We start from the raw sequence: 24,435 nt of genomic DNA on the forward strand, positions 1-24,435 counted from the left end.
AAGAGTCACATTGGCGGGTCGTTTGCTACACCGAAGTGGTGCAGGGGACTAAAATCGCATCCCGCATCCCATGAATAATCTTTTTATCTTTTGGACATACCGTGGCAAGGATCCCGCCTAATGGGGCTTTGTCACCGGCCACGAAATAATATGGAGAAAGGCGAGCCCGACCTGACATGGACACCATCGTTTGGGATTCCTCCTGATAATAGGTCATGTTAAATTGGCGGCCTTTATGAAATTCTTGAAGAATATAAGGGCTGGTTTTAAATGCCCTAAGCCCTTGCTCCAATGCCGAAGCCCATTCTGTTTGGGGGATATCATGGCCAATGACGACCCCACGGCTGCCCCAGGCGAGTTCTGAAAATCCTGATGGTTTGATGACAAACTGTCGCTGTTTCTGTGTGGCCTGGTCCAATTGCCGCCAATCCGATACGGCGGAATCATCCATTCTTAAACCGGGAATGATCCCTGAAGGTGGCAAAGGTCGCGGATCTAAAATCCATGTGCTTGGCATGAGCTGGTGGAGAACATCGAAGGTGTCGGAGCCCAAAGATTTAGCCCAAAAGGATTCCAGTATGGGATGGTGCAATAAGGCAAAGGCAAGTTTTTCTTCCATCCAGGGCTTGTACGGAGGGGTGATCTCGACCCGGCCCTTCTTGGCGCTATACATGAAGAGTTCGGATTTCGGAATATTTTTAAGGTCGAACAATTCATAGAATCGATAAATCAGCGAAACAGGCTTCTCTCCAGAGGGTGTTACGATGGACAAGGCTTCTTCCGTGAACCGCACGTCACGAGGATGCACGCAAAATACGTCCATTCCTTCGTCCTGTAAAAGGGACGCCAGCCATGCCATTTCTTTTCGATAATCTTCGGCCTCGTCCGAAACCACGATTGCCACGCAGCCTGAACCTGACGATTTTCCCAACCGGCCCCGTAACATTGAAATAAAACCTTCGGGGATGCCCTGGGTTCCTCCAACAATGGAATCTCCCAACTCCCCATAGACCCTGGACAAAACAGTCGTGGTACCAATGCCTCCCGGTACGGAATCCAGCTCGGTGATGGCCATGCCGCCTTCCGTGGGAATCACATCAGGGCGAATGACATCCGGCAAGACATCTCGAAACCGTTTCATTCGTCCAAATTCTAATAACGCGGGCGGTTTTCCTTGATCCAAATATTCATGAACCCAAGCTGGTTGAGTGCCTTTGACGCTTTCCAGATAAAGCCGATTTAATGAGCGATAAAACCGTAATAAATGAGTACCCAGGGAATCGAAGAAGGCCACCTCCTTGGCACTAAGAAGAAAGGGAGTTGGAGAGACCCGCCACTGGAGGGGCTGGTCATTTTCAATAAAGCCTGACTTGCTTAAGAGGTCCGATACGGAAGCGCACTTGGATTCTGGTTTCGGTTTTGCTCGTAAGGATGGAGGGGTTGTCACCTGCTGGTCTGAGGAAATTGTCCCGTGAACCATAGAGCCTTCGGCTGTTGGGTGTGCCATGATGGATTCGGTGAGGAGTTGGTCCTATGGGGTCAAGGGGAGTCAGTGATCATCAAAGGTTATAAAATCGTGCTCTTGTTCAATTGTTTTTACCATCTGCTTTGACTAATGATGAAGTCAAACCCACAAAAGAGAATCGTACCATGTGCCCTTTGGGAGAGACAAGGAAAGCAGGTGCGCGACATCTTTGGCGAAGAGGGGGCTCACTGAGGGGACAGGTTCGACCAACCCGGTGGATTGAGTTTCTAAACGGTAACCACTCCGATTGGTTTTGTAGTTGCCAGTCTTCGTTTTTCTGGTCACCTAGAGGCGTCGGAGAGGGGTGGGAAATTATCTGCGGAGAAACATTTTTTATGGGAATTTTGATTGGCAAATGAAGACTTACAAGGTCTCGGAAAAAAGAATTGTGATGAAATATTCTTTTCTCTGCTACCTTAATAACGACCATAGGTTGGAGGTTATTCTGAGAGCCTCGAAGTAGGATTCTTGGATGACGTTAGCATCCAGATAGAGGGTGTTCACTCCTTCCCAATGTCCTCGTTCGTACGACAACACGCATTTGAGTGTGGCTCCCATCATGCCCTCATGAAACACTAAGGCGTCTTGGCTTTCTTCAGACAGGGGAATGTTCTGGATGATAGTTGCCATGGGTAGATCAAATAGAGCATCCAAAACAGAAAAGAGGCCAACTGTAAAATAAGGCTCAGAGTCAGGTACTTTCATGGTCACTGCCAAATGTTCAGCCATAATGGCGCGTACAATCGATGTAACGATAAGTTCAAACGGTTTATTGGGTACGCCTACCATTGAGAGTAATATCGTCCACGTTTTTATCTGATTGAGGCCCACCAAACGAGCGGCCAGTGGAATAGAGTCGATTTTTTGGGGCAAACTGAAATGTGCTGAATTGACATAGTCCAGCAATTTGAAACTTAGGGACATGTCTTGTTTGATAATCTGATCAACATCTTCAATTTCGATGTCTGGATCTTGGAGCTTTGAAAGTAATGTCAGTGTGGTCATTTGATTGGAAGGCAGTGTAGTGCTTTCAACCCTCCCTGGCTGAAAGAAAAAATAGCCTTGGAATAAATCGAATCCCCACAGTTTTGCCGAATCATACAGATCGTAGGATTCCACACGTTCCGCTAGAAGTTTGGTTTTGAAAGGGGCCACCAAATCCCTTTGCTGTTTTATGTAGTCAGGATGTTTATCCAAGACATCAATTTTGACGATATCCGCGAGTTCAAGAAAGGGCACTTTATCCTCATGAAACACGAAATCATCAAGTGCGATCGTATAGCCTTTATCATGAAGTCGTTCAAGGGCAGATATGACTTCTTGTTTAGGTGGAACATGTTCTAGTACTTCCAACACGATTCGATCTTTGGGTAACGAATGGCATTCCTCGCTGAGGACCCACTTTTCAGTAAGATTGATAAATGCTCGATTCGGACCCACCAAGGTATCCAGCCCGATTTCGTCAAAGGCTTTTTTCATGACAGTGTCGGTTGCCGCCTCACCGTCAAAGGCCGTCTGGGGATCGGTCTCTATTTGGCGGGACAACAGTTCGTATCCGAAGAGGGAGAGTTGATGGTCGTGGATTGGCTGTCGAGCCAGAATTGTGCTCATGTGATTAAAGATATCCAATAAGGAGAAATATAATGCTGTATCGTAATATTTTGGTACGAACTTTAACGAATCAAAATTGGAATCGCGGATAGCTCAATTTCATTTTGGGAATTGTTAAATGGACGGGGAATGTTTGGTTTGAGCGATGCATTCATCTAGACGATGAATGATTTCGGTCTTTCCAGTATGGCGTTTTGCAATCGGGCCCACCATACATGTCAAAGGTGCTAAAATTCATCGCCACCATGGGGTCATCACTTGTCCATGAGGGGAGCCCCCAGTATAATGCCCTTCGTAATTATTTTATATAGGATATAAATTATTCGGTGAGAAAAAAATGAAGGGGCAAGAACTTGACATCGAACAATATCGGTTAACCGAGGAGCCATTTTATGAAGAGGTGAATGGCGAAATCGGGTTGGTGACGATTGCTTCCAAAAGCAAGATGCCGGTCATGCTTAAGGGGCCGACTGGGTGTGGTAAAACGCGGTTCGTGCAACACATGGCTTATAAACTTGGGCGTCCGTTGATCACCGTGGCATGCCACGAGGATTTAACCGCTTCGGATTTGGTGGGGCGTTACCTGCTCAAAGGCGAAGAAACCGTCTGGGTGGATGGCCCTCTTACTTTAGGCGTAAAGCATGGCGCCATCGTCTATTTAGATGAAATCGTAGAGGCCAGAAAAGACACCACGGTGATCGTGCATCCGTTGAGCGATGATCGACGATTTCTTCCCATCGAGAAACGCGGACAGATGATCGAAGCCGTCGATGACTTCATGCTCGTCATTTCCTACAATCCAGGCTATCAAAGCGTCTTGAAGGAATTGAAACAGAGTACCAAACAGCGATTCATGGCCATTGAGTTCACGTATCCGCCTGCTGACATTGAAATGCGAATTATTGAGAAAGAAGCCAAAGTTACGAAGGAAATCGCGCAAAAACTCGTCAAGCTTGGGGACAAGGTTCGTAATCTACGCAACCATGGCCTGGAGGAAGGGGTGAGTACGCGATTGTTGATCTATGCGGGAACATTGATTCAGCAAGGTGTTCCGTCGGAGAAAGCCTGCGAAGCGGCGGTGATTCGGCCTATTACCGATGACCCAGATATGCATCGAAGTATTCAAGAGCTGGTCAAGGCCATATTCTGAACCGTCCCCTTCTATCCCATTGATGTCCTGGGTGGTGTGAATTCTCACATTTCCTTTCTCAACATGTTCTGTTAATCCGCATCTATGCCTGAACCCCAAAACATTCTCGCGATTGTCTACGATTTTGATCATACATTGAGTCCGCATTACATGCAGGATCACACGATCCTGCGTCATGCGGGTATTGACCCTGCCGAGTTTTGGCCGAGTTGCACTGCGTTGATTAAGGAGCGTGGGTATGATCAAGAGCTCGCCTATATGAAACGGATGTTGGACTATGATTCGATCCGCGCGCTGTCTAACAACGACTTGCAAGCCATGGGGCCGGATCTTACGTTTTTCCCAGGCGTGCCGGATTTTTTTGAAGAACTAAATACTATAGTCCACCAACCTCGCTACGCCGAATGGGATATTCACCTCGAACATTATGTCGTGACCTCAGGCCTCAAGGCCATTTTAGAGGGCAGTCAAATTGCCAAGCATGTCAAAGCCATGTTTGGGTGTGAGTTTGACGAAGACCAAGGACATATTCATTTCCCTAAACGGACGATAAGTCATACCCAAAAAACGCAGTTTCTGTTTCGTGTAAATAAGGGGCTGCTCAATCTGGAGCAGGATGTGAACGATCATATGCCGGAAGAAGCTCGACGTGTGCCGTTTCGACATATGATATATGTAGGGGATGGTCCCACCGATGTGCCATGTTTCACTGTCATCAAAAAAAATGGAGGGTTGGCGGTGGCGGTGTACAATCCACACGATACGACGCGTAAGTCGTTTAAAAAATGTTATGATTTGGCACATCATGCCGATCGGGTGCATTTCATGGCGCCTGCAGATTATCAAACCGGCAGCCAGCTTCGATTAATTCTCGAGCAGCATATCATGGAAATGGCTGATAGTATGGTGGAACGACGACGCCAAGCCATTGAGGGAACTCGCGTTCCTGCCCCGCCGCCGTGAAACGTGATGGGTGAAAAGACCTGTTCATTCATATTACGTGTTATGTAGCGGCTTTATCCCCGTTGCAGGACGATCTTTCAGAGAGTTAAGCTGATATGTAGGAAGGCATTCTTCTGGCCGGGAGGAGGTATTCTTATGATGATGCACAAAAAAATATGGAAAACGAGAAATACAGAAAAACTTTTTTGGTGGATAGCACCTCATGTGGTGGTTCTTTTCATGGTGTTTGGTATGGGTGCCCAAGTCTATGGCAAGACCAAGCCCACCATGGCTCCTAAAGAAGCTACTTCTGGAATTACGGAAAACCCAGGTTCTGGAAATCGGGTCTTGGCGCTAGATCAAAAAAATTGGAAACAACCGCAGTCATCCTTTAATTGGGTGGCTATGGCGCGTGATATTAAAATCCCATGGGACTCCCATGGTCGACAAGGCTGGTTGACCGATGATGCCTATGTCGAACCCGTTGATCCTGGTGCCTCCGAATTTTCCTTAAATACGGATGTGTTTTATATTGTGTTTTCGGTTCCAGGTATGGATGCTCCTTTCCAATTCCGAGCGGCGTGGTATTTTATGCCGGATGGAAAAACGCCTGAGTCTGAATATTCCGGGACGGATGCTCTCTTTTTAGAAATGAACCAAAAGGCAGGGTACCTGGAAATTTTCCGTCCTGAGGAGGGCTGGAAAAAAGGGAAATATCTTTTAAGACTGTTTTATGAAAGTCCCGGCCAAGAACTCTACGATGGCAATATCGTTGGTACCATGGTATTCACCATTACCGACCAGCCTGTTTCTTAATATTTTGAAGGAACTAAATATTGGGCACAGGTGTTTTTTCTTGGTCTCACCATCCGTCTTTCTGTCAAAATTGGTTTAAGAAAGTATCACTCCGCAAAATCTCGACTTGTTAGACTTCTTGTCCCTTGTACAGAAAGAAGAATTTTCGGCGTACTCAGAATAACAGAGGTTAAGCTCAGCAGGGCTGTTAGATGAGGTTTGGCGGTCAAGGAATGATCCCCTCAAAAGAAGTACGTCATTTTGCCTATAGCCCGAAATCTGGTCTCAGGAGATAGTAACCCCATGGCGCATCCTCCTTAAGTGGGCGGCCCATTCGGAATCCTCCGGATGGGCCGTTTTTTTGCTGCTTCAGGGCATGAAGAAAAAGCAGCCCGCTTCTTTATTCTCCCTCGTGTTGTCGTTCTTCCCCCAAAACCTTGTCATCCTGGACGAAGCAAAGGGGTTCCCCCTCAACAATTAAATCTGTCACAGAGTCCATACCTGATACGGGAAATCAGATTCTTTGTTCCACTCCGGATGACAAAGGAAAGTCAGAGGTTGGATTGGATGTCGGTGATGCGGGCGAGAGAACGTCTAGGAATTCGTTGGCGTCGCTGCTGCCGTACTTGTTGCGTTGGCGTGAGGCTTTCTTGATCGAAGAATTTCCTCGAGGGTGAGCAGTGCGTCGCGTCCTGAGTTGGTTTCAAAACCTTTGGAGAGGCTTTGGTCAGCGTATTCATGGCCGTGGTCTTGTGTTGCGCTTTGACTGAGGCTCCCGGACCATTTTCGAGGGTCGCGGCTTCCATGTTTGCGATCCCATGCCGTGAGGCAGGCTTTGGCAATCAGTTTGTTCAAGGGAGCGGGATTGTATAGCATTTTTTTAATATTCCAAGGCGTGAGGCTGAGCGGATTATACCCAGCTGAGAGGTACCCTTCAGAAAGTAAGCGTTGCTCCAAATCCGTGTTCGGCTGCACGCCCAAAAAGAACATCAAGGGAAACACTTTGTTCTCGCCTAAAATCGACGCCACGACTTTATACGATTCAATACTCTGCAACAGCGTTTCCTCAGTTTCATCCGGTGAGTTGAGCGAATAGTTGAGGATTACTCGCCCATTGAAACCTGCATCTTTCAGATGCCGACACCCGTCATACAAATGCTCCAGCTTAAAACCCATGTGCATGCTGTTGAGCACTTTCTGAGATCCAGCGGTAATAGCGACTTCTAAATCCCCCACTCCTGATTTGACCATGAGTTTGCCGAGGTCTGCAGTAATCATCGAGGTCCGGACGTACCCCGACCATTCTATGTCTAACCCTTCTTTAATTATTCGCTCTAAAATTTCCGTGCATTGGGGATAGGCATCTTTACCGGGAATAAACTGCGCATCGGTAAACCAGAACCGTCGTGCACTCCACTGGTGGTAATACTGGGCAATATCTTTCACGACGTTTTCCGCCGGGCGATACCGCACCCGTTTTCCTTCGATATAAGGATAGAGGCAAAACGAGCAATCGTAGGGACATCCGCGTTTGCTTTGCACGCCGATACATTCGCCGACATACTCTTTGTACTGTGGGAAGATTGAGGTGAGGTAGGGAATATCGACGGTGAGAGAATCTAACATGGCTGGAGCATGCTTGGTGCCTTTCTGCACGACTCCCTTTTCTTTGACAATGAATCGTTCGTCCGTCAGCGGCTCTCCATTTAGTACCTTGAGAATCGCATCTTCCCCTTCCCCTAATATCCCAAGGGTCCCTTGGGGAAGTTTCTCGATGAGCTGATCGGCAAAGGCTGTAAACGCTCCACCCCCGATCATGATTCGAGAGCGATGAAATTCTTTATGGACCAGCCATGGGTAGGATAAGTTTGAGCGAATGTCTTGGTAATAGCGATATAGGTTATGTAATCCCTGGAATGAGGCGGCAACACGTTTCAATGGGTTGCTGGAATAGTAGAAGTTGAATGCATGCTCCAAAGAGGCGTCGCCCTCATGCGGAGAAAATATTTGAATGTCGCGCCAAGAGAAGCACACGAGTTCTGGTTTGAATTCAGTTGCGACCTCACGGAGTGCCTGTTGGCGTTCCGACCGTGGAAACAAGGAGAGATCCAAAATTCGTTGTCGAACGTCAGGACGGCGGCGATGAATGAAGTCGGCCAGGTAGGTAATTCCCGTGGGATACACTTTTTTACACGGGAGAAAGACGTAAAGGACGGAGTCCATGATGGTTATTTAACCGCGATGTGAATCGCGACAATCCCGCCGCTGAGATTGCGGAAATCGACATGTGAAAAGCCCGCTTGCTGCAACATGGAGGCTAAGCCTTTCTGGTCGGGGAATGTGCGAATAGATTCAGGTAAGTAGTTGTAGACGTCGGTATGGTCCTTGGCAACCCATTGCCCAATTTTGGGGAGCATATGAAAAGAATACCAATCGTAGAGGGTGCGCAGCCAGGCATATACGGGTCGGGAAAATTCTAAACACACGAACCGTCCGCCAGGCTTCAGCACGCGATGGATTTCCGTAAATGCTTTTTGGCGGTTTCCCACGTTTCGTATACAAAAACCAGCGGTGATTGCATCGAAGGCATTGTCGGGAAACACGAGCGTTTCCGCATTACCACGGAGGCATTGAATGCGCGATGCTAATCCCTTCGCCAAAATTTTTTTTGCGCCTTCCTTCAGCATTTCAAAATTCAAATCCATGGCCGTAACCTTGCCGTGGGCACCCATGCGTTCGTCGAGCAGAATGGCCAAATCGCCCGTCCCGGCACCGATGTCGAGGGCTCGTCCTCCCGATACCTCCGGCACATAACTGGCCGTAAGACGTTTCCAGCGATGATGAAGGCCAAAGCTGAGCAGGGAATTATTAAGATCATATGAAGGGGCGATGGCGCTGAACATTCGCTGCACCGCTTGTTCTCGCGGGGCCCCAGACCATTGGGAAACGGTCTTTCCTTCGGGCGTTCCCACGGTTTTTTCGACGGATTGCAGCATGTCGAGGAGGTAGCACCGGCTCGCTTTGTTTGTCAAGGAAACGAGTAGGGTAACGGGGTAGGGAAAAGGAAAGAACGAGTAGGAAACCTTTGCCCAGTGCAGGGAATTCCCCACGGAAGAACTTGATTAGAGAAAAGCGTGAAGAAAATTAAAACAGTTGCAAAATCAGGGGGATGATGGGTGACGAGATTCTCTCAGTATTTGGCACAACTGTTGAATGTAATTTGGCAGGCATTTTCTGCGAACTAGTCTCGGATTCTTTTCCGATGTTTCCGTAGCTGCTGGAGTACTAGTTGTTAATACGTAATATAATAGCCGAAACCACATTCGTCCGCATTCACTTAACGAAAGGTTCTGTGGCATATGACCATCTACGAGAAAAACGTTGAAGCATTGAAGACGTATCACCCGGAGTTGGTGGTCCTGACGACGCAGACCATCTCAACCGACCATATTCAAGTCGATCTCACCGGGACCGGGACTCCACGGTTGGTGGTCCGTAACGCAAGTGGGGATATTGTCGAACTTCATGATCCTCAGGATCCGTTAAGCGTAGCAGAAGGCACAGTCGAGCAAATGGCACATTCGCTTCAGGGAGTCACGGTGTCGTTAGGCTTGGAGTTAGGCTATTTTGCGTTGGCGGTGGTACGCCGGTTGGATACCCTTTCCCGGTTGATTGTATATGAAGCCGATCCTGCAATTTTTCTGACTGCGCTTCGAGAAGTGGATCTCACAGAAATTCTGACATCCTCCCGAGTGAAATTAGTGGTGGGCCGTGAGGGAAAACTCCGTCACTGGTGCACCAAGTTTGTGGAACAGACGAACGGGACGCTGCGGGTTATTAGCTACGAGCCCGCATTTCGATTAGATCCGGATGCGTATGGCGAAACAGCCGAGCAAGAATTAGAACGAATTCCCAGTATTGTGAAGGCGGCCCGCAATGCCCTGGTGCGACGTGGCCCCATGTTCATCGACAGCGTGTTGCAGAATACGCCGGAAATATTGTTGGCAGGGGGAGTGTCAACTTTGAAAAACCGTTTTCCCGGAATGCCGGCTATACTTGTGGCGGCTGGACCGTCACTGGAGAAAAACGTGCATCAGTTACGCGGCGCCAAAGGACGGGCGGTCATCATTGCCGCGGACACGGCCCTTGGGTATTTATTGCTTCGGGGAATCGTTCCGGACTTTGTGGTGAGTGTCGATCCTCAAAAAGAAACCTTCAGAAAGTTCCAGGGGGTAGAAATTCCTGATGAAGTGGCCTTGGTATTTCATCCGGCGGTGAGTCCGCATATCCCCAAACATTTCCCCGGGCCTAAATTCACATTGGATGCGGCCATGCCCGTGTATCAATGGCTTCAGGAGTATTGGGCGCCGAAAGGAGCCATCGATACCGAGTGCATGTGCCAAGTGCATGTCGGGTTTAATCTCGCACAATGGATGGGGTGTGAGACGATCATTTTGGCAGGCCAAGATTACTGTTATTCTGATGAGGGCATGCACGTAAAAAATGGTGGGTATTTGAATGTCGAGGAAGATGCCGCCAATGTGGCAAATGGGCAACCGGCTCAGGATATTTTTGGGAAACCTGTCAAAACCAATCCGACGTTCTTGAACTATAAGGCCATACTCGAAAAAAAGATTCGTCAGTTTTCAGGGAAGGTGGTGCATGCCACGGAAGGTGGACTCTCTCTTGAGGGAGCGGAATTGTATTTACTCGGGGATGCAGTGGCTGAATTTTGCCAAAGTCCAAGCATTAGCGTGGCAAATCAATTAAGTGAGACTTGTGGACAATCCTCAGGCATTGATTGGATGCCTTTTCTTCACGAACTGCGTACGCGGTCCCGCGACGTCTTTCGCGTACAGCGAACCAGTCACCATGTGTCCGTGTTGTTGACGAAGATGAAGGAACGCTGGCAGCGAGTCCAGATACCCGATAAAGAGTTTCAGCAATTAGGGAAAAAGGTGGAGCGCTTGACGGCCCTCATTCCGCGATATACCAGGGTGAGAGAACTCTTACATTGGATGAATATCGAACTTGAGCGACAACTTGCTGAGGACACCCAAACGCTTGAAACGTTGACTGATCCCAAGGATAAACATGCCCTGCAGATCGAACGTGGCCTCCGGTATTACGGTGGACTGTCAAAAACGGCGCCGCCCTTGGGTGAAAAACTGAAAGAATTTTTATGTCGAATGGAACAGTGGCGAGAGCTGGACATGAGGCTTCCACAGCCGGAGGGCTCCTCGACGTGGTTGGATATCGCTGAAGGGTTCATGCGTCTGCACATGTATGACAAGGCCAGCCAGTGTCTGGCCAGTTATGCGCAAAAAAAGTCTGAGGCAAGACTTGGACTTACCGAAGCCGTGTTGTCTATTCGTCTATATTTGGAACTGTTCCAATTTTCTCAAGCGGTGGAACAAGCTGAAAAGGCACGAGAGGTTTTCCCTGACAATCCTGAAGTCAAATCACTTTGGAGCCATGCGAAATGGGAGTATCGTCAATGGCTAGGCAAAGTCAAAGCTGCGCTCGCCGAAGCACCGATCACGGTTGATACGCATCTCAAGGCTGGCGACTTCTATCATCGCATCGGCGATTATGTCCGCGCCAAACAACATTACCGCTTGGCGGTAGAGGAAGAACGCCGATTGCCCATTCCCGATGATGCCTGGGATTTTTTCTCGAAAAAAGATCGAGAGCAATCCGTGGGTGAAGAAGATCAAACGACAGTGGCCGGGAGCTGATTCTATACTGCTTCCTGATTTTATTTAGGGGCTGTTTTGCCCGTTCATGAAGAGGTACACCTCCATCACCCCTCTTCCCAAATCAAGACCTTTTCAACCTGAACCGAGAAGGCTTAGGAGTATCGCAAGGCGGTTTTAATTACCAAATGGCCATTCCTCAAGATTTTTTGTGGATTCTCAGATTTTGAAATCTTGAGAGCAACCTAAAATCCTCAGGCCTGCCAAAGTTCATACCCACATTTCGTTATTCGGGGTCAGTGGACAATCATTTAACTTCAATTTTAGGAGGAACTTCATGACTAGGTCATCATGTCGGAAAGCAGCTTGCATTCGAGGTGGATTGCTCGCAGGAGTCATCCTGTTGTGCTTGGCTACATTATCATGGGCTGCTCAACCCGACCCAAGTTTGCCGGGAAACCATCTTGTGATCAAGGAGGTGGATGTTAATGTTGGAACCACGGAAACCACATTCACCATTAGGGGAGAATATTTTAGTTTTGTGAATCTTTCCGATTTGGTGGTCACCCTTGGTGAATTCGGTCCATTGACCATTGACGGTGTGCCAACTGATGCCAATATCGTTGCGAAATATCCTGCGGTGATCCAACCGGGTGACTATTTGCTATCTGTCTTTACCGGAAACGGTCAGAGCAAGCATGACGAATATGATTTAACGATTGGTGCGGTTGGCCCGCAAGGTCCACAGGGTGAACCAGGCCCAACTGGCCCCCAAGGGCCGGCAGGTGCTGATGGAGCTCAAGGGCCACAGGGAGACTTAGGACCGATTGGACCGACAGGTCCCATTGGCCCCCAAGGGCCGGTAGGGCCAGCTGGGCCGCAAGGACCTCCTGGACCGTCGGGAGGTGGACAGGTATTAGATTTCGTTCGAGTATCTCAAGATTTCACTCCCCCACTCGGCAATTTCAGTGGCCAAGTGACTTGTCCGACCGGTTATTTTGTTATGAGTCCGGGGTATACCCTTTCCTCATCACAGATTACCGTGTTCGATGTGAGGGTAGATGTGACCTCACGAACGGCCATTGTCGGCGTACAAAACCAAGACGAACTCGGTGGAGGGGGCTTCACCGTGTATGCGGCTTGCCTTCGTCTTCAATAACATTATCCCATCCTCACTTATGAGAAAATTGGCTTGAGATATTCTCAAGCCAATTTTCTCTGGGGTAATATATTCCTTCATTATTCTTTTTGCCCTTCCCTTGTTAATAGCTTAATTCCTTATTGCAAAATCTGGCGCTACATTTCTAGGCCTTGCCGGGAAGGTGATTCAGGACGATAGAGGTACTGCGTCCAAGGCATAGGATAAAATAGAGCCTCAAACCCTAAAAGAACGGGGAGTATTTTAGTGGGTTTCCCGATATGACCCTTCGACAATGAAAGGGAAATACTATTGCCGAGGATTTTCAGAAGCTCGGAAACAGTGGAAGGAGATAGATGTCACATGGTCGACTCGACCAATGCGTTCACTTGTTACGTACAGAGTTTCTTCATGATTAATAGAAAGTTTCATGCCACGCGTATTGTGGGATTTTTGATTTTCTATGGAGACCAACGCCTCTTTAAAGGCTGCAAATCTGGCTTCAGTACATGTCTGGAGCGTGTCATAGGTTCCATGAATGTGCCACGCTTCTTTAATCAAGGTTGAAGATCCTTTCACCCATAACACAAAACCTGAATCACCAAGCGAAATCAAAGGACTGAGGAATAGAAATAGCGTGAATAGGAGGAGCACGCGAACGGATCTTTGAATAAGAACCATGTGAAAAGTGTAGAACAATGGAATGGATAAACGGAAAGACCAGTTACAGATAGTATACCACAACCCACGGTAGGGGGGAGTTAGGTTGATTCTATTTATTTAGCGTTTTAAGCTGGAATTATATTTATGCGGGGTTTTGCCCCTGCAGACGAGATCTTCTTCGACTCCGCTCAAGACAGGCTTTTGTTTTGGCAAAAGGACCCAAAACCATTTCCGCCCGTGTGCGCCTTTCCACCTCTGTGCCGAAAAAAATGGCTCAGCCTTTTCCCACCTGCTGACAGAACTGGTGCCGGCAAATAAATCTGTCCACTTTCCCACGTCGGGAAAAAGCTTCATTATCTTGAAGGCCCTAGATTAGGCAAGTCGTAATAAGTAATTGTTCGTTCCATGATTGTTGTTTTATCGAAAGGCTTTCCTTCTTTAAGGAGCCATTTGGAAATCCTCTTTACCCAATTCTTTTTTGCGTCGTACTCGTAAGTAAATGTAGTGCGTGAGGTCAGATTCCCCTTGGAGTCTATGGTTCGACTTCCTAAATCATTCCCATAGACGTCATAGTCATATTCAGTTTTCCCGCTAAACTGACCATCGGCAGAGTAGGCGAGAGTTTTTATGACTTGCCCCTTCTCATTGTACTGGTGAATGTCCTTGGTCTCGTCGTCCCTCCAAATCATTTTCTTCAATGTCTGCCCCTGTGCATCGTATTGGTATTCCACACGTTCTACGGAAACATTCATAGGCCCATCGGCTTTGTATTCGTAGGCTTGTATGCAGTTTCCCTGTTTGTCAAACTCTCTGAAATTCAGATAGATAAATGAACCATCAGCACCATATTCTGCCTCGACACTTTGATTTCCTTGGTCGTCGAAACCGTACAATGTTTCCTGATCGTATTGAACAGGTGGATCTTTATCCCAACTGCGTGTTTGGCGGATTTTCCGACCCTGGTCATCAAAAAAGTTCATAGCCGTTATAGACGAAATAAGGACACCCTCATGTTCACCCCCAGACCTCACCTGCATCTCTTTCCCCATTTGATCATATTCCCAGATAGCTACCAATGCCCAAGAAGAAGAATTGTCATATTGTCTTTCTTTAAGAGTTTTCACTTTCCCTCGGAGGTCATTCTTGGCCTGAAAACAGGTAGCTCCAAATGCAACCCCTGTAGCCAGGAGTAGAAGGATGAAGCAAATTCCACCAACAAGGGGGGGTAGTAGTCGATTTTGATGTGAAAAATTCATTGACCGCTAAAACCTTTGATTAAATCGTCCTTCAGGACGACCTTCCAACGGATCTTGTTTATTATGAGCAAATTTTGATCCCGTTTACATATTCAGATGGTAAACGAGCGCATTTGGGGTCAGTTCCCACATTTCTACACACTTCCTAGTTTGGAGATTGAATCCGTCTTATGCGTTGGGCGCGGCTGGGCTGCTGCCCCGAATCCTACCTCTCGGCGAGGACTGTCTGAGCGAAGCGAGTTTCCGAGCCATCTTGATTCGGGGTGGCAGAACAGGGACCCCTTGGGGCCGCGCACAGGCATGAATGGTTTTGGGTCCTTTTGCCGAAACAAAAGGACCTCGTCGGCGGGGCCGAAACCCCGCATATAAAAAACTTATCCAAACAAATCTTTGGTCTTCCCAAAATGCTGGAAGGCCTTAGTCGTCACCTGCCTACCTCTGGCCGTGCGGTCGAGGTAGCCGGATTGAAGGAGGAAGGGTTCGTACACGTCTTCAAGTGTCGCTTTTTCTTCTTGCACTGCAGCGGCGAGCGCTTCGACACCCACAGGGCCGCCGTTGAATTTATCGAGAATCGTAAGCAAGATCTTTCGATCCATTTCATCAAAGCCAGCGCCATCCACACCTAGCCATTGGAGCGCATCGTTTGCGACTTTCTGAGTGATCACACCTTCGGCTTTGACTTCTGCAAAATCTCTCACGCGTTTGATCAGTCGATTGGCAATCCGTGGTGTGCCGCGGGCGCGGCGACCGATCTCGGTAGACCCACCTGGTTCGATGGCAATATTCAACAGCCCTGCGGAACGATTGACAATAATGTCCAATTCTTCGGGTGTATAAAAATCTAAACGATAGACGAGCCCGAATCGTTCTCGAAGCGGTGAGGTGAGGGACCCCGCTTTCGTGGTGGCGCCGACGAGGGTAAAGGGCGGCAAGTCGAGTTTCATCGTGCGCGTGGCGGGTCCTTGCCCAATCACCAGATCGATTTGAAAATCTTCCATGGCGGGATAGAGCGCTTCTTCAACTCCTGCAGGTAGCCGATGGATCTCATCGATGAAGAGGACATCGTGACTTTGTAAGTTGGTGAGAATGGCCGCGAGGTCGCCGGCGTGGTTGAGTACTAATCCCGAGGTCGATCTGATGGTCCCGCCCATTTCCTTGGCGATGATATGTGCGATGGTTGTTTTGCCAAGACCAGGGGGGCCATAAAAAATTGCATGGTCTAAAGGCTCGCTTCGGCGCTTGGCGGCTTCGATGCAGACGCGGAGGGACTCTTTCATCCGCTCCTGGCCAATGTATTCATCGAGGGTTTGTGGACGAAGGGAGCCTTCGTGGGGTTGCTCGTCGTCTAAAAGGTGGTTGGCGACTAAGCGGTCTTCCATAGTTTGGACGACGAGAGGAGGCTGGCTGATGATCGCAAAATGCTGATAATGCGGCTATCCACCATGAAGGGGAAGAGATAGCCGATATCTGTTGGCCTGGCCATTTAGAAGGTATAGCATTCTTGGGAAATTCCTGCGGGCTTTGTGAAGATCACGTTGATGTCTCGCCCAAGATGGCTGACAATAAATCCCTTTTTTTCATAACACAGCCGGGCACCCATAAGGTTTTCATCCCCGTATTCTTCAGGACCTATAAGATCGCGTATTTCTTTTACGGTTTCAGCCGTGAGGACTCGACGAAACAGTCCCCGCGTTTTGTGTGAGAAACGGTTGTTGATGAAGATCAAGTCGACTTTCCCATCGGTAATTTGCACTCCCGCCATGGGAGCGGTGGGATTGGATTGATCCCATATCGTGACAAATTGGCCAACTTGCTCTACTCGGACCCCAGGAATTTTTTCGTTGACGAGCATCTCGATCGCATCGATTTCAGAATCCCCCAATTTGACCCGGTACAAGGAGATTTCTTTACTATCGACTTCTTCAGGGTTGTCCACGCTATTGCGAGTCAATTCGTATTTTTTGGCCATGGCATCGGTGATCCCAAGGGATAGGATCATTGCCAGGGTTACACTCAATGCCATGAGGGCCTTACTGTACATGAAAACCTCCTTCACCAGGTCTCTCAATACGGGTGATCGTTGCCGGGGGGACTGACCATGATAAATAAAACGCTTCTGGCCAGATTGTAACCGACGGTATTTTCATAATCAAATTGCGGGTGGGTTATCGACTCCTATATTCTCCCTCCACAAACCGGAGGAGGACGTAACCAGGGATGAACCACGAAATTCATATTAAAGGGGCGCGAGAGCATAATCTTAAGAATTTGGATGTGATTATCCCCCGAGACCAATTGGTGGTCATTACCGGGCTCAGTGGGTCCGGCAAATCCTCTTTGGCCTTTGACACGATTTATGCCGAGGGCCAGCGACGGTATGTCGAATCGCTGTCTGCCTATGCGCGGCAATTTCTCGAACAAATGGGGAAGCCCGATGTGGACTCCATCGAGGGCCTGTCTCCTGCCATTTCTATCGAACAAAAAAGTACAAGCCATAATCCTCGATCGACGGTGGGGACCGTCACGGAAATTTACGATTATCTCCGGCTGCTGTTTGCCCGAGTCGGACGCCCCTATTGTGTAAATTGTGGCGATCCCATCACCGCCCAAACCGTTCAGCAAATGGTGGATACCATTCAAGCCTTGCCAGTCGGGGCCAAGTGTCAAGTCTTGGCGCCCATCGTGCGCGGGCGAAAAGGAGAATACAAAAAAGAACTTTTGGCGGCGCGCCGCGCTGGGTTTGTCCGGGCTCGGATCGATGGAAAGATCCTGGATCTTGGCGAGACGATCTCCCTGGAAAAACAGCGCAAGCATACCATTGAAATTATCGTGGATCGGCTGGTTATGAAGGATGAAGAATCCTTGCGGCGTCGATTAGCGGATTCTGTGGAAACGGCGTTAAAACTCACGCAGGGGTTAGTCGGCATTTTGACCGATGACGATGCCGTGACGCTCTATAGCGAAAACCTGGCCTGTATCAATTGCGGGGTGAGTTATCCGGAAATCACCCCACGTGTGTTTTCCTTCAATAGCCCACACGGGGCTTGTCCAGCCTGCGATGGTATTGGGTTTGTCGTGTCAGGTTGTCCCGATGGTCAGAGCTACGAAGAAGACGATGTTTGTCCGGTCTGCCAGGGCGCTCGTCTGAAAGCCGAGAGTCTGGCAGTGAAGGTGGGAGCCAAGTCTATAGCCGAACTCACGAAGTTTTCCATTCGCGATGCTGCGGGGTTTTTTGAATTGCTGGAATTGACGGAACGGGAACGATTTATTGGCCAACGCATCCTTAAGGAAATTCGCGAACGTTTGGAATTTTTGTTGAATGTGGGATTGGACTATCTCACTCTGGATCGGGCTGCGGCCACCTTGTCGGGGGGGGAAGGGCAACGCATCCGGTTGGCCACGCAAATTGGGTCAGGTCTTGTGGGCGTGTTGTATATTTTGGACGAACCGAGCATCGGGTTGCATCAACGAGACAATCGGCGATTGCTTCAAACCTTATTGCGTCTGCGCGACATGGGAAATACCGTGGTCGTCGTCGAACATGATGCCGAAACCATGTTGGCGGCAGATCACCTCGTGGATATGGGACCTGGCGCCGGCGTTCATGGTGGCTATATCGTGGCTCAGGGTACCCCAAACGAGGTCATGCACCATCCGGATTCCTTAACCGGCAAGTATCTTCAGGGTGCGCATGCTGTTTCCTTGCCATCCCGCACCAGAAAGCCCAAAGGCTTTTTATCCATTGAGAAAGCTCATAAGCACAATTTGAAAAGGATTACCGCAAACATCCCTCTTGGAACATTGACTTGCGTGACTGGAGTGTCGGGATCAGGAAAAAGTACATTGATTCTAGAAGTGTTATTTCATTCCTTGTCCCAACTGTTATATCAGAAGAAACCCAAGATTGACGGATGTAAGGCTATCAAGGGCGCGGAGGCCTTGGATAAGGTGATTGATATTGACCAATCGCCGATTGGCCGAACCCCGCGGTCGAATCCCGCGACCTACACTGGCCTGTTCACCTTTATTCGTGACTTGTTTGCGGGATTACCTGAATCGCGTGTGCGGGGCTATAAAGCCGGTCGCTATAGTTTCAATGTCAAAGGGGGCCGATGCGAGGCCTGTCAGGGGGATGGTCTCATCAAAATCGAAATGCATTTTCTTCCCGATGTCTATGTGACGTGCGAGGTGTGTAAGGGGCAGCGATATAATCGAGAGACTCTTGATGTGCGACATAAGGGAAAAAATATCGCCGAGGTGTTGGATATGACGGTCGCCGAGGCCGTGGAGTTTTTCGAGCACATTCCCCCGATTAAGACCAAACTGCAAACGTTAGCCGATGTTGGGCTGCACTATGTCAAACTCGGGCAGTCCGCAACTACATTGTCAGGTGGTGAAGCTCAGCGTGTGAAGCTCTCTCGGGAATTATCCAAGCGAGCGACAGGTCGGACTCTGTATATTTTGGATGAGCCCACCACGGGGTTGCATTTTGCTGATGTCCAGCGGTTGTTAGATGTCTTGAATCGGTTAGTAGAGGGCGGCAATACGGTCTTAGTCATTGAGCATAATTTAGATGTGATTCGCAACGCGGATTGGATTCTTGATTTAGGGCCGGATGGTGGAGATCGTGGCGGCGAGTTGGTCGAAATGGGATCGCCCGTCGATCTCATTAGGACCGGAACATCATGGACGGCACAAGTCTTGAGGGAAAGTGTAGAGGCGTAGTGAGGCGTTACTTTTTCTTATAGATATTGAGCCCGATCTTTTCTTCTCGGTCGGGGATTGTCACATTTCCCTCTGTGGAGGCGATAATTGTGGTCTTTCCGGAGGAAGAGGGGCCAAAATCCTGAGACAGATCAACTTTGATGGTCAGCATGTTGCCGTCCACCGACAAAGCTACGTTTTTCATCGTCAACCTCTCCTTTAATAACGGTTTGAGTCAAAAATTAGGTGAAGGCATCAACTCAAGTAGACCAACATCACGAGCCCTAGAATTCCGACCATATAGGGAATCACACAAGAATACAACACGACTTTTAGGGCAGGAATGCCGGTCATTGGGGCATAGCGCGTGAGGTGTTCTTTATAAATGAACTCATAGGAAAGAATAATTACGGCTAAGGTGAGCGTGATACCGCGACTCATGCGGGGAAAGGTATAGATGCCGCTGAGAATAAAATCCATCGTGAAAAATCCACTCCAGGTTAGGAGTGGTACCGCAAGGAGGAGATGGATAATGGCGGACAGGGGCCATCGTGGGCTTTTTTCGGGAATCAATGGCTCTGTGGCATTCATGACACGACCGGGCGTCTTGGTTGAAGTGGTCAATTGATGGATGGTTTTGGGGATTCATTACAGTGGAGACAGACGCGCGGGCGGCGCTTAAGGAATTTCACTTTCCCACTCGCAAGGCAAGCGTAATGTACGAAATGGCCGCAGACCGAACACCGCTGCCATCCCCCTTTGAACATGGTGGTGTTCCGATACAGTTCTTGATCACACACCCCACAATGCTCGGCTTGGATGCCTAGCAATAGTGGTTCCCATTCTCCTGCACCTTGTCGAATGCTCATGGAGCTGAAGTATATCCGGTGATTCAGGAAAAATACAAATGAGGGCTTGTAGTGCCGGGTTTCAGCCCGACAGCCGAGGCACTTTTGTTTCGGCAAATGTGCCCAAAGCCAACCTGGCCAGTGCACGGCCCTGCGGGTTCCTCTGCCTCCGTCCCGAATAAGATGGCTCGGAAACTCGCTCCAAGGTAAAAACCCATCTTTCAGCTCAAACAGTCCTCCCCGAAAAGTCAATTCGGGACTCCAGCTCCGCGGCGTCCAACGCGGGAAACGGTGAAAACTTTTTAACTGACGAAAGTATGGAGGGGTATTCATTAAGGTGCGGTCCATTCATTTACGTCCCATCATTTCTGCGGTTGTCAGAGGGAATCCAGGTTTTATTTAAAGCGGGTTTTCGTGCCCGCGCGACGAGTCACTTTTTCCGAAACAAAAGGGACTCGCCATGCATGGGCGAAACCCTGCATATAAATAAATAGTTCCTTTTCCACTAAATCTGAACTCGAACACTCGGCATGTACTTTGTTTGACACCCCCCCACCCCTTTGTTAGCCTCTCGATCCGCGAAAACAATCTTAGGAACACCTGCATGTCCGTCGATATCAAGAAATATCTAGAAGAAAAACAACAGCTGGTCGATGGATATTTGGAAGCGAATCTTCCGCCAATTGGCACGCCTCCAACGGTACTGCATGAATCGATTCGCTATAGCTTATTGGCTGGTGGAAAACGCATTCGTCCAATCTTAACGGTAGCCGCGGCTGAGTCGATTGGCCCTCCGCCTAAGGCTTTGTTGCCGGTGGCGTGCGCGTTTGAATTCATTCACACGTATTCGTTGATTCATGATGATTTGCCCGCCATGGATAACGACGATTTTCGTCGCGGCAAACCCACCAACCATAAAGTCTATGGCGATGGCATGGCGATTTTGGCGGGCGATGGATTGCAAACTATGGCCTTCGAGTGGTGTAGCCGGGTGGATTTGGTCAATGACATTGAACCGTATGTGCAAGTGCAGATTATCGCTGAACTCGCTCATGGCTCGGGCAATCAAGGTATGGTGGGCGGGCAGGTGTTGGATATACAGGCAGAGAATACCAAGGTGGACTTCGCTGAAATACAAAATATTCACGCTCATAAAACCGGGAAACTCATTCGCGCGGCCGTTCGGGCAGGTGCCTTGTTATCTGGGGCGAATCTCACGCAATTCGATCAATTGACGGCCTATGCCGAGGATATAGGTCTGGCTTTTCAAATTGCCGATGATGTGCTGAATGTCACAGGGACACGCGAAGAACTTGGAAAGGATGCCAATACCGACGCAGAGCGTGGCAAGCAAACATATCCATCGTTTTATGGTCTTAAGGGTGCAAAGAAGCTGGCGCAAGAATGTGCCGATCGAGCCATTAGCCGGTTAAGCAGTTTCGATGAAAAGGCAGATCCATTACGTGGAATTGCCCAATATATTGTGAGCCGCCGGAATTAGAAGTCTGAAATTCTCTAATGTCGTTTTGTGTGCCAGCGAAAAATTTACGCCAAATAAGAAGATTCTTCGCCGCTGGCTCAGGATGACCAACACCTGGGTTTACTTGTCTTTCCTTTCCTTTCGCATTTCCTTAAAGTTCATTTTATGAAAGCGTTAGTCACAGGTGCCACAGGGTTTATCGGTTCTGCCGTGGCTCGTGCTTTGCTTGCCACTGGGACCGAAGTCCGGGCCCTTGTGCGTCAAGGGACGGATGTGCGGGCCTTGGACGGGCTGGCGGTTGAAACCGTCCATGGCGATTTATGTGATGCGGCTTCATTGCGATCGGCTTTGTGCGGCTGCCAGCAGTTGTATCATGTGGCCGCGCATTATGCGTTATGGGCCAGGGATCCGTCGGTGTTTTATCGCGTCAATGTCGATGGCACCAAGGCCTTAATGGAAGCTGCTCGGGATGCGGGGATCGAACGAATTGTCTACACAAGCTCTGTCGCGGCTCTTGGTGTTCCAAAGGCAGGCGGCGTGGCGAATGAAGAGACCCAATCTTCTCTGGAACACATGATAGGGGATTACAAACGGTCGAAATATTTAGCTGAACAGGAAGTGCTCACCTTCGCAAAGGCCGGGTTGCCCGTGGTGATTGTGAATCCTTCGGCCCCTATTGGTGTGTTTGATGTCAAACCCACGCCAACCGGACAAATCGTGGTGGACTTTATGAAGGGAAAGATTCCTGCCTATATGGAAACGGGCATGAATCTTACCGATGTCGAGGATGTGGCGGTCGGGCATTTACAAGCGATGGAGCGCGGGCGAATCGGCGAGCGGTATATTCTTGGTAATCGAAACCTCATGCTTCGCGAAATTTTTGAGATGTTGGGTGTCATTACAGGTGTGAAGGCGCCGACTATGAGGTTGCCTCGTGGGTTAGTGCTCCCGCTCGCGCATATTAATCAGTGGATCGCGGACTACGTGACGCATCAGACCCCACGTATTCCTCTTGAAGGAGTACGGATGGCGAAGTACCTGATGCATTATGATTGTTCCAAGGCGATTCGGGAATTGGATTTGCCGCAAACTCCAATTGAAGTCGCGCTGGAAAAAGCCGTGAAGTGGTTTCGGGATCATCATTATGCATGAAGTGTCAATTGGTCAACTTCTCCATATTTTTTACGCGTACCCCATCACGGTTCACCCATTACGATATGTTTCTCTATCACTAATAAAATAACTTGGCCGTGGATATTCCTCTTCTCTTCCTGAAAACTGTTCTATTGCGTCCGTACGTCTTTTTCTTTTTGGGGCTGTCATTGTTTGCGGCATCACGCTTTCTTGGGTGGAAGCGTACGAGCGTGATGTTTGGAATCACGTGGCTTACGGCGTTTGTGTGCGAGTTTTTATCTACGCGGATAGGGTTTCCCTTTGGCGATTATTTTTATACGGGGTCGACGGTGGGCGAGGAATTGTATATTTCAAATATCCCGTTTATGGATTCTTTGTCGTTTACCTTTCTGCTGTATGCCAGTTATTGTCTCGCGTTATGGTTTATCCTGCCGATTCACTATTCCCCTCAATCTAAGGGAAAGCATCTTCTATTGCGCGGAATGCTGTCCTGGCCGGTGATCGGACTGACCTGTCTGTTCTTTATGTTTATCGATATTGTGATTGACCCTGTGGCTCTTCAAGGAGGGCGTTGGTTTTTGGGCCAAATCTATGGCTATCCAGATCCTGGGGTGTACTTTGGCGTGCCGTTAGCGAATTTCATTGGCTGGTTTATTGTGGGGCTGATCGCCATGGTAGGGTATCGGGCAGTCGATCAATGTCCTGGGATTCTGCCGCCGCTTGCGGAGACTATGCCTGTTCGTGAAATTTTGTGGGGATGTGGTTTGTACTATAGCGTGCTCCTATTTAATTTATTTGTCACGTTTTGGATTGGTGAGGATTTGATGGGGATGGCCGGGTGTTTGATCTATCTGCCGATCACCGTGTTGGCAAGTCTGAAATTAGCGGGCAGACTTCCTGTTTCTGATCTCATGCCCCGGGAGCGGGGTGCAGGACTTCATTAGATTAGCCGTGTGGGGGATTTCGTGCTTGTCGGAAGGTACGGCGCTAGGTAAGATGATGGTAGTTATGGAAGAATCATTGTTCTGGATTCGTCGGTGTTGCGCGAAATGATTCTTGACATAAAAGTGAGGTAACTACGTTGAAAGGATTTCTTCTCCGATTCATGGTGACGGGACTCGCGGTATTGGTGGCGAGTAAAATAATCTCTGGCATACATATTGATTCCGTGGCGTCAGGTATTGTCGCCGTATTGGTTTTGGCCATTTTAAATGCCTTGGTTCGTCCCATTCTCTATTTGCTTTCGGCCCCATTTATCGTGGTCACCTTAGGATTGTTTATGCTGGTGATCAATGGATTTCTCCTCGGTGTGGTGTCCTATTTAGTTGAAGGATTTCAGGTGGATGGATTTTGGCCGGCCGTGGGGGGGGCGGTCATTATTAGCCTTGTGAGTGGATTCATGAATATGTTTATCGCTGAACGGGGACAAGTCGAAGTGGCGATGTCCCACTCTCATGGCAGAAAAATTCGTCATATCAATTGAAATAACCCTC

Annotated in this window: 21 protein-coding genes; 10 read left to right on the forward strand and 11 right to left on the reverse strand. The window is 48.8% G+C overall.

The genetic code is table 11. The annotated features are described in order from the left end of the window. Nucleotides 1-25: 25 nt before the first annotated feature. Together PPG34_RS12940 and PPG34_RS12945 are read right to left on the reverse strand one after the other, a co-directional pair. Nucleotides 26-1,507 carry a hypothetical protein gene (locus PPG34_RS12940; RefSeq protein ID WP_313833795.1) on the reverse strand — a complete coding sequence of 494 codons (1,482 nt, stop codon included), beginning with the start codon at nt 1,505-1,507 and terminating at the stop codon, nt 26-28. Nucleotides 1,508-1,936: 429 nt separating this feature from the next. After that, on the reverse strand, nt 1,937-3,136 hold the full coding sequence (locus PPG34_RS12945; RefSeq protein ID WP_313833797.1) for an EAL and HDOD domain-containing protein: 1,200 nt from the start codon (nt 3,134-3,136) through the stop codon (nt 1,937-1,939). A 337-nt stretch (nt 3,137-3,473) separates the two neighbouring features. On the opposite strand from PPG34_RS12945, the gene PPG34_RS12950 reads away from it, so the two are divergent. The 3 genes from PPG34_RS12950 (at nt 3,474) to PPG34_RS12960 (ending at nt 6,044) form a co-directional block, all read left to right on the forward strand. Next, nucleotides 3,474-4,286, forward strand: coding sequence for a CbbQ/NirQ/NorQ/GpvN family protein (locus PPG34_RS12950; protein WP_313833799.1), 813 nt, complete (start codon nt 3,474-3,476; stop codon nt 4,284-4,286). Nucleotides 4,287-4,370: 84 nt separating this feature from the next. Continuing rightward, the gene (locus PPG34_RS12955) at nt 4,371-5,249 is read left to right on the forward strand and encodes an HAD family hydrolase (protein ID WP_313833800.1); all 879 of its coding nucleotides are present in this window, start codon (nt 4,371-4,373) and stop codon (nt 5,247-5,249) included. Nucleotides 5,250-5,384: 135 nt separating this feature from the next. Next, complete coding sequence (locus tag PPG34_RS12960) at nt 5,385-6,044, forward strand: hypothetical protein (RefSeq protein WP_313833802.1); 660 nt, start codon at nt 5,385-5,387, stop codon at nt 6,042-6,044. 573 nt (nt 6,045-6,617) lie between these two features. Here the strand turns inward: PPG34_RS12960 and PPG34_RS12965 are convergent. After that, complete coding sequence (locus tag PPG34_RS12965; RefSeq protein WP_313833804.1) at nt 6,618-8,246, reverse strand: B12-binding domain-containing radical SAM protein; 1,629 nt, start codon at nt 8,244-8,246, stop codon at nt 6,618-6,620. A 5-nt stretch (nt 8,247-8,251) separates the two neighbouring features. After that, the gene (gene mpqE, locus PPG34_RS12970) at nt 8,252-9,019 is read right to left on the reverse strand and encodes a methyl-plastoquinone biosynthesis methyltransferase MpqE (RefSeq protein WP_313833805.1); all 768 of its coding nucleotides are present in this window, start codon (nt 9,017-9,019) and stop codon (nt 8,252-8,254) included. Between the two features lie 363 nt (nt 9,020-9,382). On the opposite strand from mpqE, the gene PPG34_RS12975 reads away from it, so the two are divergent. Both PPG34_RS12975 and PPG34_RS12980 read left to right on the forward strand, forming a co-directional pair. Next, nucleotides 9,383-11,761 (forward strand): 6-hydroxymethylpterin diphosphokinase MptE-like protein, encoded by a 2,379-nt coding sequence (locus PPG34_RS12975; protein WP_313833807.1) that lies wholly within the window; start codon nt 9,383-9,385, stop codon nt 11,759-11,761. 295 nt (nt 11,762-12,056) lie between these two features. Further along, nucleotides 12,057-12,878 (forward strand): hypothetical protein, encoded by an 822-nt coding sequence (locus tag PPG34_RS12980; RefSeq protein ID WP_313833808.1) that lies wholly within the window; start codon nt 12,057-12,059, stop codon nt 12,876-12,878. A 288-nt stretch (nt 12,879-13,166) separates the two neighbouring features. Here the strand turns inward: PPG34_RS12980 and PPG34_RS12985 are convergent, their stop codons facing one another. From PPG34_RS12985 to PPG34_RS13000, 4 genes are all read right to left on the reverse strand, one after another. Next, a complete protein-coding gene (locus PPG34_RS12985; protein ID WP_313833810.1) occupies nt 13,167-13,418 on the reverse strand; it encodes a hypothetical protein in 252 nt (83 codons plus the stop codon). Between the two features lie 455 nt (nt 13,419-13,873). Next, entirely contained in the window at nt 13,874-14,644 is a 771-nt protein-coding gene (locus tag PPG34_RS12990; RefSeq protein ID WP_313833811.1) for a hypothetical protein, read from the reverse strand. A 506-nt stretch (nt 14,645-15,150) separates the two neighbouring features. Then, entirely contained in the window at nt 15,151-16,155 is a 1,005-nt protein-coding gene (gene ruvB, locus PPG34_RS12995; protein ID WP_313833813.1) for a Holliday junction branch migration DNA helicase RuvB, read from the reverse strand. A 104-nt stretch (nt 16,156-16,259) separates the two neighbouring features. Next, complete coding sequence (locus PPG34_RS13000; RefSeq protein ID WP_313833815.1) at nt 16,260-16,817, reverse strand: hypothetical protein; 558 nt, start codon at nt 16,815-16,817, stop codon at nt 16,260-16,262. Between the two features lie 176 nt (nt 16,818-16,993). Here PPG34_RS13000 and uvrA point away from each other — a divergent pair, with 176 nt between their 5' ends. Beyond that, on the forward strand, nt 16,994-19,501 hold the full coding sequence (uvrA, locus tag PPG34_RS13005; protein WP_313833817.1) for an excinuclease ABC subunit UvrA: 2,508 nt from the start codon (nt 16,994-16,996) through the stop codon (nt 19,499-19,501). A gap of 7 nt (nt 19,502-19,508) precedes the next feature. Here the strand turns inward: uvrA and PPG34_RS13010 are convergent, their stop codons facing one another. From PPG34_RS13010 to PPG34_RS13020, 3 genes are read right to left on the reverse strand one after another with little or no spacing between them, the layout of a single operon-like run. Continuing rightward, nucleotides 19,509-19,685 carry a hypothetical protein gene (locus PPG34_RS13010; RefSeq protein ID WP_313833818.1) on the reverse strand — a complete coding sequence of 59 codons (177 nt, stop codon included), beginning with the start codon at nt 19,683-19,685 and terminating at the stop codon, nt 19,509-19,511. Between the two features lie 50 nt (nt 19,686-19,735). Next, on the reverse strand, nt 19,736-20,104 hold the full coding sequence (locus PPG34_RS13015; protein WP_313833820.1) for a hypothetical protein: 369 nt from the start codon (nt 20,102-20,104) through the stop codon (nt 19,736-19,738). Further along, a complete protein-coding gene (locus PPG34_RS13020; RefSeq protein WP_313833822.1) occupies nt 20,101-20,349 on the reverse strand; it encodes a hypothetical protein in 249 nt (82 codons plus the stop codon). Before PPG34_RS13020 ends, PPG34_RS13015 begins: the two co-directional genes overlap by 4 nt. A 583-nt stretch (nt 20,350-20,932) precedes the next feature. Here PPG34_RS13020 and PPG34_RS13025 point away from each other — a divergent pair. The 4 genes from PPG34_RS13025 to PPG34_RS13040 all read left to right on the forward strand — a co-directional run bounded on the left by PPG34_RS13025 (nt 20,933) and on the right by PPG34_RS13040 (nt 24,425). Further along, complete coding sequence (locus PPG34_RS13025) at nt 20,933-21,829, forward strand: polyprenyl synthetase family protein (protein WP_313833823.1); 897 nt, start codon at nt 20,933-20,935, stop codon at nt 21,827-21,829. Between the two features lie 144 nt (nt 21,830-21,973). After that, on the forward strand, nt 21,974-22,960 hold the full coding sequence (gene hpnA, locus PPG34_RS13030) for a hopanoid-associated sugar epimerase (RefSeq protein ID WP_313833825.1): 987 nt from the start codon (nt 21,974-21,976) through the stop codon (nt 22,958-22,960). Nucleotides 22,961-23,175: 215 nt separating this feature from the next. Beyond that, on the forward strand, nt 23,176-23,886 hold the full coding sequence (locus PPG34_RS13035; RefSeq protein ID WP_420888100.1) for a carotenoid biosynthesis protein: 711 nt from the start codon (nt 23,176-23,178) through the stop codon (nt 23,884-23,886). A gap of 137 nt (nt 23,887-24,023) precedes the next feature. Further along, complete coding sequence (locus tag PPG34_RS13040) at nt 24,024-24,425, forward strand: phage holin family protein (protein ID WP_313833827.1); 402 nt, start codon at nt 24,024-24,026, stop codon at nt 24,423-24,425. Nucleotides 24,426-24,435: the final 10 nt, after the last annotated feature.

This window comes from Candidatus Nitronereus thalassa (assembly GCF_032191465.1).
Lineage (GTDB): Bacteria > Nitrospirota > Nitrospiria > Nitrospirales > UBA8639 > Nitronereus > Nitronereus thalassa.

Coding starts and splice junctions, on each gene's coding strand:
- PPG34_RS13025 (WP_313833823.1), top strand. CDS start 20,933: ATGTCCGTCGATATCAAGAAATATCTAGAAGAAAAACAACAGCTGGTC.
- ruvB (WP_313833813.1), bottom strand. CDS start 16,155: ATGGAAGACCGCTTAGTCGCCAACCACCTTTTAGACGACGAGCAACCC.
- PPG34_RS12960 (WP_313833802.1), top strand. CDS start 5,385: ATGATGATGCACAAAAAAATATGGAAAACGAGAAATACAGAAAAACTT.
- PPG34_RS12950 (WP_313833799.1), top strand. CDS start 3,474: ATGAAGGGGCAAGAACTTGACATCGAACAATATCGGTTAACCGAGGAG.
- PPG34_RS13020 (WP_313833822.1), bottom strand. CDS start 20,349: ATGAGCATTCGACAAGGTGCAGGAGAATGGGAACCACTATTGCTAGGC.
- PPG34_RS12975 (WP_313833807.1), top strand. CDS start 9,383: ATGACCATCTACGAGAAAAACGTTGAAGCATTGAAGACGTATCACCCG.
- hpnA (WP_313833825.1), top strand. CDS start 21,974: ATGAAAGCGTTAGTCACAGGTGCCACAGGGTTTATCGGTTCTGCCGTG.
- PPG34_RS13010 (WP_313833818.1), bottom strand. CDS start 19,685: ATGAAAAACGTAGCTTTGTCGGTGGACGGCAACATGCTGACCATCAAA.
- PPG34_RS12955 (WP_313833800.1), top strand. CDS start 4,371: ATGCCTGAACCCCAAAACATTCTCGCGATTGTCTACGATTTTGATCAT.
- PPG34_RS12940 (WP_313833795.1), bottom strand. CDS start 1,507: ATGGCACACCCAACAGCCGAAGGCTCTATGGTTCACGGGACAATTTCC.
- mpqE (WP_313833805.1), bottom strand. CDS start 9,019: ATGCTGCAATCCGTCGAAAAAACCGTGGGAACGCCCGAAGGAAAGACC.
- uvrA (WP_313833817.1), top strand. CDS start 16,994: ATGAACCACGAAATTCATATTAAAGGGGCGCGAGAGCATAATCTTAAG.
- PPG34_RS12965 (WP_313833804.1), bottom strand. CDS start 8,246: ATGGACTCCGTCCTTTACGTCTTTCTCCCGTGTAAAAAAGTGTATCCC.
- PPG34_RS12980 (WP_313833808.1), top strand. CDS start 12,057: ATGACTAGGTCATCATGTCGGAAAGCAGCTTGCATTCGAGGTGGATTG.
- PPG34_RS12945 (WP_313833797.1), bottom strand. CDS start 3,136: ATGAGCACAATTCTGGCTCGACAGCCAATCCACGACCATCAACTCTCC.
- PPG34_RS13000 (WP_313833815.1), bottom strand. CDS start 16,817: ATGTACAGTAAGGCCCTCATGGCATTGAGTGTAACCCTGGCAATGATC.
- PPG34_RS13035 (WP_420888100.1), top strand. CDS start 23,176: ATGTTTGGAATCACGTGGCTTACGGCGTTTGTGTGCGAGTTTTTATCT.